Annotated in this window: 14 protein-coding genes; 7 read left to right on the top strand and 7 right to left on the bottom strand. The window is 44.9% G+C overall.

Annotated elements, in window-relative coordinates:
- Window positions 1-192: 192 nt before the first annotated feature.
- The gene (locus ACE1CD_RS29440) at window positions 193-1,035 is read left to right on the top strand and encodes a Tab2/Atab2 family RNA-binding protein (RefSeq protein ID WP_374799985.1); all 843 of its coding nucleotides are present in this window, start codon (window positions 193-195) and stop codon (window positions 1,033-1,035) included.
- Window positions 1,036-1,698: 663 nt separating this feature from the next.
- On the opposite strand, the gene ACE1CD_RS29445 is transcribed toward ACE1CD_RS29440, so the two are convergent.
- Window positions 1,699-1,923 carry a hypothetical protein gene (locus ACE1CD_RS29445; protein WP_374799987.1) on the bottom strand — a complete coding sequence of 75 codons (225 nt, stop codon included), beginning with the start codon at window positions 1,921-1,923 and terminating at the stop codon, window positions 1,699-1,701.
- A gap of 190 nt (window positions 1,924-2,113) precedes the next feature.
- Here ACE1CD_RS29445 and ACE1CD_RS29450 point away from each other — a divergent pair, with 190 nt between their 5' ends.
- A complete protein-coding gene (locus tag ACE1CD_RS29450) occupies window positions 2,114-2,986 on the top strand; it encodes an S-methyl-5'-thioadenosine phosphorylase (protein ID WP_374799989.1) in 873 nt (290 codons plus the stop codon).
- Window positions 2,987-2,992: 6 nt separating this feature from the next.
- On the opposite strand, the gene ACE1CD_RS29455 is transcribed toward ACE1CD_RS29450, so the two are convergent.
- From ACE1CD_RS29455 to ACE1CD_RS29475, 5 genes are all read right to left on the bottom strand, one after another.
- The gene (locus ACE1CD_RS29455; protein ID WP_374799991.1) at window positions 2,993-3,349 is read right to left on the bottom strand and encodes a hypothetical protein; all 357 of its coding nucleotides are present in this window, start codon (window positions 3,347-3,349) and stop codon (window positions 2,993-2,995) included.
- 63 nt (window positions 3,350-3,412) lie between these two features.
- Window positions 3,413-4,390 carry a tetratricopeptide repeat protein gene (locus ACE1CD_RS29460; protein WP_374799993.1) on the bottom strand — a complete coding sequence of 326 codons (978 nt, stop codon included), beginning with the start codon at window positions 4,388-4,390 and terminating at the stop codon, window positions 3,413-3,415.
- A gap of 262 nt (window positions 4,391-4,652) precedes the next feature.
- Window positions 4,653-6,917: a caspase family protein gene (locus ACE1CD_RS29465; protein WP_374827049.1), complete on the bottom strand. Its 2,265-nt coding sequence runs from the start codon at window positions 6,915-6,917 to the stop codon at window positions 4,653-4,655.
- A gap of 116 nt (window positions 6,918-7,033) precedes the next feature.
- Window positions 7,034-8,200 carry a sulfate adenylyltransferase gene (sat, locus tag ACE1CD_RS29470; protein ID WP_374799997.1) on the bottom strand — a complete coding sequence of 389 codons (1,167 nt, stop codon included), beginning with the start codon at window positions 8,198-8,200 and terminating at the stop codon, window positions 7,034-7,036.
- Between the two features lie 105 nt (window positions 8,201-8,305).
- Window positions 8,306-8,557: a hypothetical protein gene (locus ACE1CD_RS29475; protein WP_374827050.1), complete on the bottom strand. Its 252-nt coding sequence runs from the start codon at window positions 8,555-8,557 to the stop codon at window positions 8,306-8,308.
- Between the two features lie 74 nt (window positions 8,558-8,631).
- Between ACE1CD_RS29475 and ACE1CD_RS29480 the strand changes: the two genes are divergently transcribed.
- The 3 genes from ACE1CD_RS29480 (at window position 8,632) to ACE1CD_RS29490 (ending at window position 10,060) form a co-directional block, all read left to right on the top strand.
- Window positions 8,632-8,985, top strand: coding sequence for a papain fold toxin domain-containing protein (locus ACE1CD_RS29480; RefSeq protein WP_374827183.1), 354 nt, complete (start codon window positions 8,632-8,634; stop codon window positions 8,983-8,985).
- Window positions 8,986-9,000: 15 nt separating this feature from the next.
- On the top strand, window positions 9,001-9,345 hold the full coding sequence (locus ACE1CD_RS29485; protein WP_374827051.1) for a hypothetical protein: 345 nt from the start codon (window positions 9,001-9,003) through the stop codon (window positions 9,343-9,345).
- Window positions 9,346-9,409: 64 nt separating this feature from the next.
- Complete coding sequence (locus tag ACE1CD_RS29490) at window positions 9,410-10,060, top strand: hypothetical protein (RefSeq protein ID WP_374827052.1); 651 nt, start codon at window positions 9,410-9,412, stop codon at window positions 10,058-10,060.
- Window positions 10,061-10,161: 101 nt separating this feature from the next.
- On the opposite strand, the gene mnmA is transcribed toward ACE1CD_RS29490, so the two are convergent.
- Window positions 10,162-11,232, bottom strand: a complete 1,071-nt coding sequence (gene mnmA, locus ACE1CD_RS29495) for a tRNA 2-thiouridine(34) synthase MnmA (RefSeq protein ID WP_374827053.1) — start codon at window positions 11,230-11,232, stop codon at window positions 10,162-10,164.
- 186 nt (window positions 11,233-11,418) lie between these two features.
- Between mnmA and ACE1CD_RS29500 the strand changes: the two genes are divergently transcribed.
- Window positions 11,419-12,534 (top strand): hypothetical protein, encoded by a 1,116-nt coding sequence (locus ACE1CD_RS29500; protein ID WP_374800009.1) that lies wholly within the window; start codon window positions 11,419-11,421, stop codon window positions 12,532-12,534.
- 66 nt (window positions 12,535-12,600) lie between these two features.
- Window positions 12,601-14,277 carry an NAD(P)H-hydrate dehydratase gene (locus ACE1CD_RS29505; protein WP_374827054.1) on the top strand — a complete coding sequence of 559 codons (1,677 nt, stop codon included), beginning with the start codon at window positions 12,601-12,603 and terminating at the stop codon, window positions 14,275-14,277.
- The last annotated feature ends 56 nt before the right edge of the window (window positions 14,278-14,333 follow it).

A 14,333-nucleotide genomic window follows, 5' to 3' on the forward strand; every position in this document is an offset into this window, starting at 1 on the left:
CTCTAGCTTGATTTTCCAGGAAGTATTGTTAACGATACCTTGCACGGCTCTCAAGGAGATGATACTCTAGATAGCGGCGATGGCAACAATGTGGTTTCAAGCTATTTGGGGAACGATCGCTTTGTCCTCAAACGCAGTACTAGCAGTGATGTTAAATGACCTTTTCACCAATCAACTTTTCATCAATCACCAATGAGCATTTGGCAAATTGATTTTTATCGCCGTCCGTTGCAGGATGAAGTCGGGAGTGCATTATGGGAGTTATTGATTTGCGATCGATCGCGCAGTTTAACTTATAGCGCCTTTTGTCCTCAGTCCGAAGTCACTCCCGATTGGATTGTTTGTCAGTTACTGATCGCAGCTAGCTCTTATAAAAATCTGCCAGAGTTAATACAAGTTTTTCGTCCCCAGTCTTTAGGTTTAATGGAAGCAAGTGGAAAGCAGCTGGGAATTCCGGTGGAAGCAACGCGCCGCACTCACACTTTAAAGCAATGGTTGCAAGAAAAAGCTAACCAATATCCTAGTATGGAAGGTTACAGCGGCGAACCTTATACTCCCCTAGCGATCGAGAAACCACCCCCAATACCCCTACCAGAAAGATTTTGGGGGGAACGCTGGCGATTTGCCACACTTAATGCAGGGGATATTCAAGAAAGATTTAGCGATCGACTTGTACCAATTGTAGAAATGCCAGAATTTCTCTTACCCATAAATCTCGGAATTGCATCAACAGTTGCAGTTCCCGGTGTGGTAATTGATGGGGGAAGGCGAGCGATGCAAATAGCTCGCTGGATACAAGAATCCAAACCAGTCTCTCTTAACTATATACCAGGTGCGCCCAATGGTTTAGTATTGGAAGCCGGACTGAACGACAGGTGGATCGTTGCGACTTTTGAAGATGAAGAAGTTTCCGCAGCTGCACAGATGTACGAAGCACGTTTGCTCCTAAGTAGAGGTTTGCACTTTTTATTAATGCAGCCTGATGATTCCGGTATGACTTACAGTGGATTTTGGCTATTGCAAGGAGAAGATTGAACAAAGCAAACGATCGATTTTGGAGTTGACATCCTCCCAGACCTAAAAGGTGCGGGGATTCCAAAAATCGCTCTTTGGCTTTCCTCTTCGGAGCGAGTTGATTTACTTGGTAGAGTTTCCTCAACTAAGCAGAGGTCAGTCTCTCCAGAGGCGTAATAGACTCAAAAGTAAGGTTGGCAACTGCCACTCCGTTCGTGAGTCCAATTCTATCATTTTCTGAGTTGGTGTTGTGAATGCGACGGAACTTACGCAGCCAGTTTGAAAAAACACTATATTTAGTAGTGTCAATTCATGAATTGACACTACATTTAGATGTTCTGCGTAAGTCCGATGCGATCTAAATCCCCTCGAAAATGCGAAAAATTTACAAAAAAATGCGATTTCTGTCATTGACAAATTTAGTAATGCGTGATTCTGATAATCACAAAGGCAATATTTGGCAAATTCCACTAGATTTGATTCATGAAAATCAGAGAAATTCAGTAAATACATTTAGCCAAGCTCGGTAGATGTAAGTATTTATATGTAAAAATTATTAAAGTTACAGAAAAGCTAAAGGCTAATTTGAGTGGAAATGCGATCGCACATATCAAAAGCAACACAAGCCAATGACTTGCATTGGCTTGGTGGTAGTACCGATAATATGGAATTAAGCTATCTATTTCAATCAACCACTCTGAGCAATCCCTTTTGCAGAGCGTCAAAAACTCGATTAATTTGTTTGTGTTCTGTTTCGCCCAGAGAATTTTTAGATAATAGAGCAGACATCAATAGACGTTGGTCAGCCCTACTAATTTGACGAAGGGCAAAAATTCGCTCTATGACTGGTTCCACTGCGACTTTGGGTAAACTAGCGTTAGCTGGCATCATTACACAAGCAATAAACATATCTAACCCACCTCAGTATTCCCAATATCAGACACTTTCAAACATTTTTTGGTGATGATATTGTGAATTTTTTGTGAAAATATTCTGAAACCAAGGTGATATAGGTCACCGACAAAATAACTAAGTCTTATGCGTGTAGCCATTTATCGCTAAAATAGCTTGGCATTACACAAAATTAAAGGTAAATAGCATGGCTCAGGCAAAGATAGGAATTATCGGCGGTAGTGGACTCTACAAAATGGACACCCTCAAAGATGTAGAAGAAGTACAAATTGATACCCCCTTTGGGCCACCATCCGATGCTTTAATTCTGGGAACTCTAGAAGGGACACGGGTCGCCTTCCTAGCGCGTCACGGTCGGAATCATACTCTTTTACCGTCAGAACTGCCATTCCGGGCTAATATCTATGCAATGAAGCAGCTGGGGGTCGAGTATTTAATCTCGGCCTCAGCTGTCGGTTCTCTCAAGGAGGAGGTTAAACCTCTAGATATGGTAGTGCCGGATCAATTTATCGATCGCACTAAAAATAGAGTTTCCACCTTTTTCGGGTCAGGAATTGTAGCCCACATTGCTTTTGGCGACCCAGTATGTAAAAATTTAGCTGCCGTTATAACGGATGCCGTTGCTAGCCTAAAGCTACCGGATCTGACCCTCTACCGTGGCGGTACGTATGTTTGTATGGAAGGCCCAGCTTTTTCCACCAAGGGAGAGTCCCGTCTCTACCGCAGTTGGGGTGCGACTGTGATCGGAATGACGAATTTGCCGGAGGCGAAACTAGCCAGGGAAGCAGAAATCGCCTATGCAACTTTAGCTTTAGTTACAGATTACGATTGCTGGCATCCAGCTCATGACAGCGTAACTGTAGAAATGGTGATTGCCAATCTGCAACGCAATGGCGTAAATGCCCAAAAAGCCATTCAAGAAACGGTGCGGCGTTTGGCAGAAAATCCTCCCCCATCAGAAGCTCACTCGGCTTTGAAATACGCGATTGTTACCGCCCTGGATAAGGTTCCTACTGCTACAAAAGAAAAGTTGGGATTGTTGTTGCAAAAATATTTATGAACAGGTTTATCTATCCGACGATTGTTGTGTGTTAGAATTCCTGGGATTTAGTCGTGGATTGCAGGATGGGTAAGGTTGGGTTGCCAGAGCAAAGGGTCTGATGGTTTCGTTATTGATAGTGAGCCGTTGATAGTTACCTCCATTATTTATCATGACGTAACCGCACTCATTAGTCGTCACATACATAGAACCCTCCTTACCGCTAGTATCGGTTGTCTGAACTAAATATGTCTGTCGAGGTTGCAGTTGTGTGACGACAACTTGGTTGCCGCTAGTTTTGTAGGGTTGTTCGGCTAAGGCAGTACTGGTGTTAGCTATCATCAGGGTGCTACTTGTGGCGATCGCAATCAATTTTGCATTCATTGCTGTTCCTCAATTTCACCAATCCCAGTATAGCTCCTCAAACTACAACCTGTGGTTGGGGAGCTATTCCTCAATTACTTTATGAAACTGCTCACTTTCGCGAATTTCATCAAAAGCAGAGTCACTTTTAGCCATTTCCTTATAAGTCGGCTCCACATCAATTGCCCATTGCAAGTTGCCAATCGCTGCATTTATACTGCCTCGCATAGCATAAGCTCTAGCGTTTTGATACCGAGCTTCCGGCAAATCGCGATCGAGTTTCACAGCTTGGTTATAGCTATTATTTGCTTCTGTGTAGCGACCGGCAGCAAAATGTTCGTTACCTCGCTCTAAATAATCGTTGGCATTTAATACTTCCTGGGGAGTAACAGATAAGGAATCTTCAACTTTTTCTACCGATTCAAATTGCTCATTTGAAATCTGCGCTGGCATTCGCTCTTGTGCTTCGCTATGGTCTACTGCTATTTCAATTGCTGTGGCAATATTTGGCACGTTGGATACAGTTTCAACTGGCAAATTTGCCGTTGCTTGGATAGGTACATCGTCCTGTTCTTTAAAATATATCGAGCTTGTTTGACTGGTTATGTAAGATACAAGTTTAGCTTCTAAATTTTCGATTTCTTGTGTAAAAATCGCTCTTTGTTTGTCAAATTCATTTGCTATCTCTGCTGTTAGTTGTTTTTGGGCTTCTTTCTGCAATTGCGCTCTGCTTTCGGAGACTATTTGGTTGATGAAGCTGCGGCAAAGAAGCCAAACAGTAAGAGCGGTCACAAGCGGAAACAGAGCGATCGCAAATAGCAACAGATCCATCGAGGTTGTCAAGCGGCTAAAGGCACGATCGACTTCCGCCTGAACGCGATCGCGTATTTCCTTCTCTAAGCGCAGTTGTTGCAGTTCCTGCCGCTCAGTCGGAGAAATTGCAGGCGCTCCCTTGGCTTGCGCCAATAATGCCGGCATGGTATTTTGTCGATCGACAGCGACAGCAGAAGTGTTGATATTGATATAGACAATAGCGCAGGCAAGCCAAAATTTAAGCTTCATATAATTGTGAGAAGAGCGGAGTTAAAAAAGTCAAAAATAATTAAGAAAATCCTAACTCAATTTCATCGGTTGCTGTCATGATTAATTGGAAATTTCATATTTCAGATTTGAGATTTTAGCTCGAAGATGATTTATTCGCAAGCGTTGAAGAAACCAGGTTTCTCATTTTCACTCTCAAGCTGAAATAACCTTATCACTTTAAGAACCCAAATTTCTACATAAGTCATCTTGAATAAAAAATCTCAAATCCGATTTGAATTGCTCAAACTACCTGGTAAATAAAACTGAGAGTTGCCCAGGCATTTACATCCAACGGGAAGTTATCGGGAGATACAGGCATAATGTCAGCAGCAGGAAGACTGGCTTTGTGCAAATCTTGCAGAACTGCTCGCGCCACTTCCAAGGGACTGAGCAACACGCCGAGGCGTTGAAATTCTCCTCTGGGATGCTGCGTATTTTCCAGAGTAGCAAGAGTTAGATCGAGAGGCGATCGACTCAAAACCATTTGCATTTCTACCAGTCCTGCTGGGCCTTGGACAATCCATTTAAAAGGACTGGAAATATCTGGTAAGGTGATACTTTGGCCCTGACCGATCGCCTGCTGCTGTAGAGGGTTAGTTGGAGAGCCATCGAGATTGGGAGAAGATTGTGGAGGCAACAAAGCGATCGCCGCACCACTGCTGTCGATACCCAGCAACATAAAATAGATAGGCGCATTGCTGTAATTGTGAAGTCTATACTGAATGCGACTGCCGATCGGCACACTGACAATCCCCTCATCACCCATATCATCAAATTTTGACTCAATTGCAGGTGGCAGCCAAGGAGCTCGCTGCGTTGTTCGTTCGATCAGCACCTTTTTGGTAGGGGCAATCATCTCTAGGGTTGCCCCCACTCCCAAGCGGGAAGATGCTTCATTTTCGCTCAAACGCAACAGCTTGGACGCCTGTAGCGTTTGCAGTCTGGGGAACAATCTTTGTACCGCCGTCTTGACTGCTTCCCCCACTTCACCCTCTGTATTGGGTAGAAGATTCCCACCGGGGGAAAATAAACCGTATTGAGGATAGGAGATAAGTGATTGCGAATTGCTGACAGAAGATGGGGAAGACTTCTCTCCAGTTACCAGTCCCCTCCTTTGCACACGACCCAACACACAATCGACTGGTTGTTCGCCCGCCGCCACCGATGACACATTGGCAATACCAGAAAAAGCACTAATCGCATCCACTCGCTCAATGCGTGCCAAACTAGCATCGATCGCCACCATTAAGTCTACATTGCGGGGCAGAACCCGGATCGCTTCTTGCACCAGTTGCCCAGGTTGTAATTGGTAAGCTTCGCTAGTTGAAGATGGTAAGATTTGCGCCTTTGCCATCAAATTCTCGCGAGAACGAATTGAAAGTTGCGGTGGTTTATTGGTGAGGGTTTCCGAACCCGGTAAGGGTAATAAAGTCAAAACAGAATTCACTCCATAGGAAGGCAGAATTGTTATCGGCAGTCCCGCCAACCACAAAAGTGCTGTTTTGCCATCGTCTTCTACTGCTCTCACCACACCATCAGCTGCTTGCCGATCCGGTATAAGATGATAGGCGGGCAATGTGATATCGGCATTATTTTGATAATTGATTATGGGTTCCTGTTTATTTCCCACCACTTGTGCGAGCGCTCCCGCCACGCTACTCAAGCTGACTCTAACCGTACTTGGGGGGGTAGCTTGCCAGAGATATTGAGTCAAAGCGTAAGTAAACAAACCGATGCCTACACCATTCAACTGCTCCTCAAATGCCTGTTGAGTCAATCCCCCTGCTGCTAAGATTACTCCCGGTATAGCAGTTTTCAGCTTTGTGTCTTGGAGTTGTTCTGGGAAAGTTAGTTCTTGGGAACTTAGTGCTAGACGGGGTTGCTGGGGTTGCGATCGCACTCGCAAATTGCCCAAAAGTAAAGTACCCGCATTGCTGTAGCTCGTATCCAGTATCGCTGTCACGTTATCGGTATTGAGCGATCGCAACAACGATCCCAGCGTTTCTTCCCGTAAGGCGTTGATTGTCGGCTCAGTTTTTGTTGCCAGCACTGCATCTACCGGGAGCAAGATATTTTGGATTTTGGATTTTGGATTTTGGATTGATGATTCTTCTCCTTCAATGCTTTCCCCTTCCACACGACTGCCAAAACCGCTGAAGTGGAAAACCACCACATCATCCGCTTGCGCCTGCTTAGTGAGATGTTCGATGAAAGCCGTTTCTATGTTTTGCCGCGTAGCTTGTCGATCCGTTAATACCAAAATATCGCTGGGTTGAAAACCAAATCGGTGTATCAAAAGTTGCCGTTGCAGTTCCACATCAGTCAGACAACCTGTCAGCGAACTCCCGGAATACTGGTTAATGCCCACCAACAGCGCTAACTTGCGAGGAGTCGGTTGTGCCAACACCTGATAGTAGCGATTTCCTGTTGCCACCAGTCCAGCTTCCCCCACACCCAGAGCTGCCAGTACCCAGCCAGCTCGTGCCAAAAAACTGCGTCGCTTCATCTTCAGCTATCGCCTTCTAGGATCGGTTATCAGCCTACCAAGAGTCGGTATAAGAGTTACGAGTTTCCAGTTAAAAAATCGCTTTTTATGGAAAACTCATAACTCATAACTTATAACTACTGGTGCATCGCCCGCGCCAATTCAGCGGCTACCTCCGGTCTGGAGAACTGCGGCGGTGGCAGTTCGCCCCTACGCAGCATCTCCCGTACCTTCGTTCCCGACAGGTGGATGCGCTGTTCTGGAGTGCTGGGGCTAGTCTTGGTCGTTGCCATACCCTGAGTGACGGTGCAGTAGAAAGCGTGTTCAAACTTCATCGGCACAATACCCAATTCGGATGGCTCAAACTCATCAAAAATATGTTGAGCGTCGTAAGTGCCGTAGTAATCTCCCACACCTGCATGATCGCGTCCGACAATGAAGTGAGTGCAGCCGTAGTTTTTGCGAACCATCGCGTGAAAAATGGCTTCTCTCGGCCCAGCGTAGCGCATCGCCGCCGGGTTGATGGCTAGAATCACGCGGTCTTTGGGGAAGTAGCGTTCCAGCAAAACTTCGTAGCAGCGCATCCGCACGTCGGCGGGAATGTCATCGTCTTTGGTTGCGCCAACGAGGGGATGCAAGAATAAGGCATCTACTGTTTCTAAAGCGCATTTTTGAATGTATTCGTGGGCTCTATGGATGGGATTGCGCGTTTGGAAGCCTACAACTGTCCTCCAGCCGTGTTCTTTAAACAATCGGCGCGACTCGGCGGGGTCAATTTGGTATTTGGGAAATAGGGGATGGGGGTCGCGTTGCAGCAACCAGATTGGCCCAGCTAGATTGATTGGCCCTTGGTTATACACCACCTTTACGCCTGGGTGTTTGCTGTCATCGGTGCGATAGACGTTTATCGCTTCGCGGTTTTTATCGTACTGATATTTTTGGGTAAGTTGCAGGACGCCGATAAACCGACCTGTGGGGTTATCCAAACGTACCAAGTCGCCTTCTTTGAGGGTGGAGGCAACTTCTTCTGTGACCGGTAGGGTGATGGGAACTGACCAGACGAGATTGTTTGCCAGCCGCATATTGGCAACGACTGACTCGTAATCTGCCTGTTCCATGAAGCCGGTCAGGGGACTAAAGGCTCCGATCGCAATCATTTCCAAGTCGGAAACTGCTCTCTCATCCAGTTGCACTCTTGGCAGAAAGTCGGCTTTGGAGAGAAATTCTTGTTTTTGTTCGGGTGTGGCTATGCGATCGATCAGTTCCCCACCGTGAGGCGCGATCCAGTCTGGAAGATGACTCATATCGATTTTAGATTTTGGATGAGAAGATTTTGCGCGAAGTGGGCGTCTTGGCGGTTCCCGTCACGATGCCCACCTTCGCAAGAGAGGATGAGAGGATTTTAGTTTTTAGCTGCAAGGATTCATCCTACCAAGCTCTGAGCGCTTTTCAGCACAGGTAAATGTCCGCGTTTGCACGGAAAATTTTTCTAGGTCGATTCCCCAGGTTACCCAGCCATTCGCTTCGCCAGCTAAATCAACATCTGGCGACACCCTGAATGCGTTGATGAATCCTGCGCTGTAGCAGATCCTTTTTAACAAATTTATCGGCTTGATATCAACATTAATTAGTGCTTCCCGATCGAGTGGAAGTTCGGCCATCATTTCCGTGATGCTATTCTAGTTGTAGCGAGCGTAAAAAGGAGGTAAACATCACTCAAATTACTGGCGAGCAAATTTCCCAAATTAGAGCGATCGCCAGCACCTATGAAAACCTTAAGTGCGTTGAATGCGCTCAAGCGCTCAAAGATTACTTGCTATCTCAAGGTATTCACGGTAAACATATCAAACTCTACACGGGTTCTGCGATAAATCGAAACCGCTATATATATGATGATAGCGTCCCTATAGACGCTATTTCCGAAAATGGTCGTCATGAGGGAATCGCCGTTGTCATCAATGCAACAGAAATCGTCTTTGATAACCATCATCCTGACGGGCTTTCCAAAAAAGAATGGATAGCAAACCTTCATTTTTTTGATAAAATACATAACCAACAGCAGTTTCAGATAACAGAAGAACTTTTTTAAAGAGGTAGGATTTTTATGACAGAAATTACTCTGAGCAAAGTAGATGTAAAATCCGAATATCTCTACAATTTGTTGCAAAGAATCAAGGAAAGACCAGGGATGTACTTAGGCAGGTGTTCAATTACCCGTCTTAGTATGCTGTTGATGGGATATAGTATAGCTCGCGGGGATCTGGGCTTGCCAACAACAGAACAGGAACAAGAATTTGAGAAATTTCAAGAGTGGATAGCAAAAAGATATAATATTACTTCATCTCACGGATGGGATAGCATCATTCTTTTCTATTCTGCCGATGAAAGAGATGCGTTGGATAACTTCTTCAACCTGTTTGAAAAATTCCAGAATAGAGAAAGAGCTTAGTATTGACAAAAAGATTTTGTTTCGCTAAGCTTTTAGCTAATCTATTTAAGCAAGTAAAATAAATATGAGCAGTAATAAAGATAATAATTTTTTCTCTGAGCTTAACAAAAGAATAGAAGAGTTAGGATTGAAGGAATCTCCAAACATAAGCTTGACAGAGATAGAAGAATTATATATGCGGCACAGATATAAGTTTATAAATTATTTGGAATCAATTGAGGCATTAAAATATTATGAATTTCAGCTTGAGCGTTTATTCTACTTTAACCACGAAATTACAAAAGGGATGAATCCTAAAATAGGATGCTTTCCCTGCTTCAGCAGAGAACATATTTTAGAAAATGAAAAGTCAGTTATTCAAGCTCTAAAAGAGATTGGCAGAAGCTACGTTTTATTCAATGCAGCCAATAATAGTTTTAGGCAGTTAGGTGAGTTGGTTGGAAGCAATAAATGTTCTACATTGCAAGCAGCAGATAAATCAATAGAAAATTTACTTTTGCATAGCGATTCTGTTCTAGTAATTACAGAATTTTCCAAATTAAAGTCTAAAAAAGATAAAGCATTGCTACTACGTAGTATTATAAATATTATAAGTTATGCTCATTTTCAAGACATTTACCATTCTTCCGATCTAGTGTTAATTGATTATGCAGATTTTATTCAAAAATCGTGGCTACGTATAGGACACTACGTCACAATCATCCCCCCTAAGTGAATTTTTATACCTAATTGAAACGCTGAAAGTGAAATCACTATAAGCCATTTAATTTGCCTCAATAGTAAAGTAAGGTGGGCAATGCCCACCCTACTTTAATTTTACCTTTCGATAATTCCGCCACCTAGCAGAATATCGCCGTCGTACCAAACTGCGGCTTGTCCGGGGGTGATGCTGAACTGCGGTTCGTCAAACACCAGTTTAACTCTTGTGGGATGGGCATCTTGCCCGTCCCCCCACAAAGGAATCACCGTAACTGGTACGGCGGGCGATCGATATCGAATCTGCACTTGGGCGCGGATGGGTGCAGAGGGTGGCGCGATCGATACCCAGTTTACTCGCCCCACAGTACATTCTGTTCGATCGGCACAATTGCGATCGCCCACAATCACCCGATTGTTTACCGCATCCAATCCGATCACGTACAGCGGTTCCGCCGCTGCAATACCCAATCCTTTCCGCTGGCCGATCGTGTAGTGATGGATACCATCGTGCTGACCGAGAACCTTGCCCGATCGATCGACAATATCTCCTTTTTTCGGAGCGATGTACTTATCCAGGAACGCCCGCATCGAGCCATTGCTTTCCACCAAGCACAAATCCATACTTTCCGGCTTATCGGCAGTCTTCAAACCAAATTCCGCCGCAATTTGCCGCGTTTCCGTCTTGTGCTTTTCTCCCAGCGGAAATACCGAGCCAGCAAGCAATTCCTGTGACAAATCGTACAAAAAGTAAGTCTGATCCTTATTCAGGTCAACAGCTCGCCGCAATTGGTAGCGATCGGTTTCCGCATTGTAACTAATCCGGGCGTAGTGACCCGTGGCAATTTTGTCAATACCGAGATTTGACCGTGCATATTGCAACATCGGGCCAAACTTCACCGCCTTATTGCACTGGGAACAAGGCAAGGGGGTGATACCGTCGCTATAACCCGCTACCAGATAGTCCACAATATTGGCCTGGAAGACATCGCGGCTATCGACAATGTGATGGGGAATACCTAGCTGTTCGCAAATTCTAGCCGCATCGACCATCCCTTCAGAACAGCACTGACCCTTCCCCTTCATCAGCCAAAGGGTCAAGCCTTCCACTTGATATCCCTGATGATGGAGGATCGCTGCTGCAACTGAACTATCAACGCCACCGGAGAGGCCAACGACTACTTTGTTCATGGAACCAAAAATGACTCAAATCTTGCAGGAAGCAACTACTGTTACCTCTAAGTTAACACTCGCGCAACTGTGGTGCGATCGATCTCAGCCGCTATTCAAGATCGCAGAGAATAGAGTTGTATGTGTTAACAGGCTATAAAATTGCCCGTCCGAGTGCTTAAATAACAAAAAGGATAGAAATTTGCTATGAAGCTAAACCTACGCGATCGAAATCGGCATTTGCATAAAGCGAGACTATTAAATACGGCAGTAGTTACACCGCTAGCACCCCTGCTAATTGGAGGTATCGCTCTAGCGCTCGCTCCTCAAACAATGGCTGGAGCAGAAGCGATTCCCAACGATATATTAGTTGCACAAGGTCTTTTGCAAACACCAGCACCACCGCCACCAACACCTACTTTGCAACAAAATAACTCCCCAGAACTACTGGCTCAGAGGAGGAACAGCAGCAGGAACAGGAATAGGAATACGAACAGGAATAGGAAGAGGAGAGTTCAATGTGAAAGCAGGCAGTGCGATTATCAAAGCTATGTAGTTTATATACCTAGATATAACGATAGCCTCCTAGAACAGGTTCAGAGCATTGTACCCGAAGCCACGAAGATGCGCTACGGCAGCAGAGATGTCATTCAAGTGGGAGCCTACAGCGAAGAGGGGGAAGCAGAAGACACCCGCACCTACCTGCGAGAACAGGGCTTTTCTGCGGAAATGGGCAGCATTCTGACCAGGCGAACCTCTCAATTTTCTGTGATCGTAAGTAACCGATATCTTTTAGATATAGTTCAAGAAGAAGCGTCCAATGCAACTTTGGGAGTTGATAAAAGGAGCGGACAAAAAGTGATTGTTGCAGGACAATATTCTAGTGCTTCTAGGGCGCAAGAGCTTGTTAACGAGCTGCGAGAACGAGGCATCCTTGCTGAAATTGTCGGCGATGTCAGCGTTCTGGATACTACTGAATTTACCAATGATGCTTCTACTATTGAAGTAACTGGAGATAATTATCAGACTCAAAGTCGCGTGCAGTTGGTGGCAAATAATAATCAAAGCAGATCTAATTCATTGGCAAGTAATTACTATGGGGTAATGATTTCATGCCGTGAAACAGATTTAGATTTAATTGAAGCTCAGGTCAGACGAATGGCTCCTAGTTTGGCAACGGAGAGAGGAATTTACCAAATAGAAAATGCTAATGAACCATTTGTAATGGTAGGGCCATTTGCAGACCGCAAAACAGCAGAGCGATGGCAGCGATATCTAAAAGATTTTGGTCTCAGCAATGCACAGGTTTTCTACGGCAGCTAGCAATTTTAGATTTTAGATTTTAGATTTTAGATTGAGCTACAATTTAGAATTAAGAATCTAAAATCTATGAACAGGGTGGAACAGATTCAACAAGTGGTAGTCACTGCCCAGCAAATGCGCGATATCGAAGGGCGCATCTTTGCTGCTGGGATGCCAGTTGCTGCTTTAATGGAAAAAGTGGCGGGTGCGATCGTCGATCGCATCATCGGCGACGGGGGACTGGCGAAGCATTTGGGTACAAATATTTTGGCAACACCGAGAAATTATCTCCCCAATACTTCCCCCACTCTCCCACTCTTCCCCGACTCCCTTCACAAAAACTTCCCTCCCCAATTCCGAAAAGTTACTATTCTGGTTGGGCCCGGTCACAATGGTGGCGATGCGTTGGTAGTTGCTCGCGAGTTACATTTCCGAGGTTTTATTGTTGGGATTTATTGTCCGTTTCCAAAGCTGAAAGAGCTAACTTCCCAACACGCCCAATACGCGAAAAGTTTAGGAATTTCTTTCAACGAACAGATCGATAATAACTTACTGAAAGATTGCGATCTAATCATAGATGGTTTGTTTGGATTTGGATTAGAACGAGAAATATCAGACCCAATTGCTTCTGCAATTAACCAAATCAACGAATTATATAAACCAATTATTAGTATCGATTTGCCTTCCGGCATACACACCGATACTGGTGAGGTATTGGGAACAGCAATTCGCGCCACTCATACGCTTTGCTTGGGTTTGTGGAAACAGGGATTATTGCAAGATCGAGCATTAGAATATATCGGCAAAGCTGAATTAATCGATTTTGATATTCCACTGGCAGATATTGCAGCAATACTTGGCGAAACACCGCAAATTCAACGTATAACAAAAGCATTTGCCGTCGCACATTTACCCCTCACTCGTCCGCCAGTAACTCATAAATATAAAATGGGGCATTTGCTCCTAATTTGCGGTTCGCGTCGCTATGCGGGAGGCGCAATTTTAACTGCATTGGGAGCAAGAGCGAGTGGTGTGGGGATGCTCTCAGTCGCCGTACCCGAATCTCTTAAACCGCTGTTAGTATCTCATTTACCGGAAGCGTTGATAATTGGTTGTCCGGAAACAGAAAGCGGTGCAATTTCCCATTTGCCAGAAGGAATTGATTTGGGATCTTATCATGCGATCGCTTGTGGCCCAGGCTTGACAAAAGACGCTACTTCTGTTACAAAGCTTGTTCTGGAGAGCGAGATTCCCCTACTTTTAGATGCCGATGGTTTGAATATTCTCGCCCAAATGGGAACCATCCCGAAACTATCAAAGCGACAAGCATTAACTATCTTGACACCGCATACAGGTGAATTCAAGCGTTTGTTTCCAGATGCACCCGATTCCACACAAGACAGAGTAAATGCGGTGAGAGAAGCATCTCGCTTATCTAGTGCGATCGTACTTTTAAAAGGTGCGAGAACTGCGATCGCAACTCCTGACGGTTCCGTATTTATTGTGCCTGAAAGCACACCAGCCTTAGCCCGTGGTGGCAGCGGCGATGTCCTAACTGGATTGCTGGGAGGACTTGTAGCTCAATCATCCGCTTGTTCTTGTGGCACAGGCGTCTCGCCTGTGTCTCTTGCAGAGATAGTAGCCGCAGGTGCTTGGTGGCACGCGCAAGCAGGTATCTTAGCAGCAGCAGCACGAACTGAGTTGGGAGTTGATGCGTTTACACTGACGCAATATTTGATTCCAGTGGTATGTAGTGCTGAGTGAGGAAATATTTGCAGTGAATAGCAGTGTAATTCACTGCACTACATCTTTGGTTACAA

Origin of the sequence: Aerosakkonema sp. BLCC-F183, assembly GCF_041929145.1 — a bacterium.
In the GTDB taxonomy this organism is placed as follows: Bacteria; Cyanobacteriota; Cyanobacteriia; order Cyanobacteriales; family Aerosakkonemataceae; genus Aerosakkonema.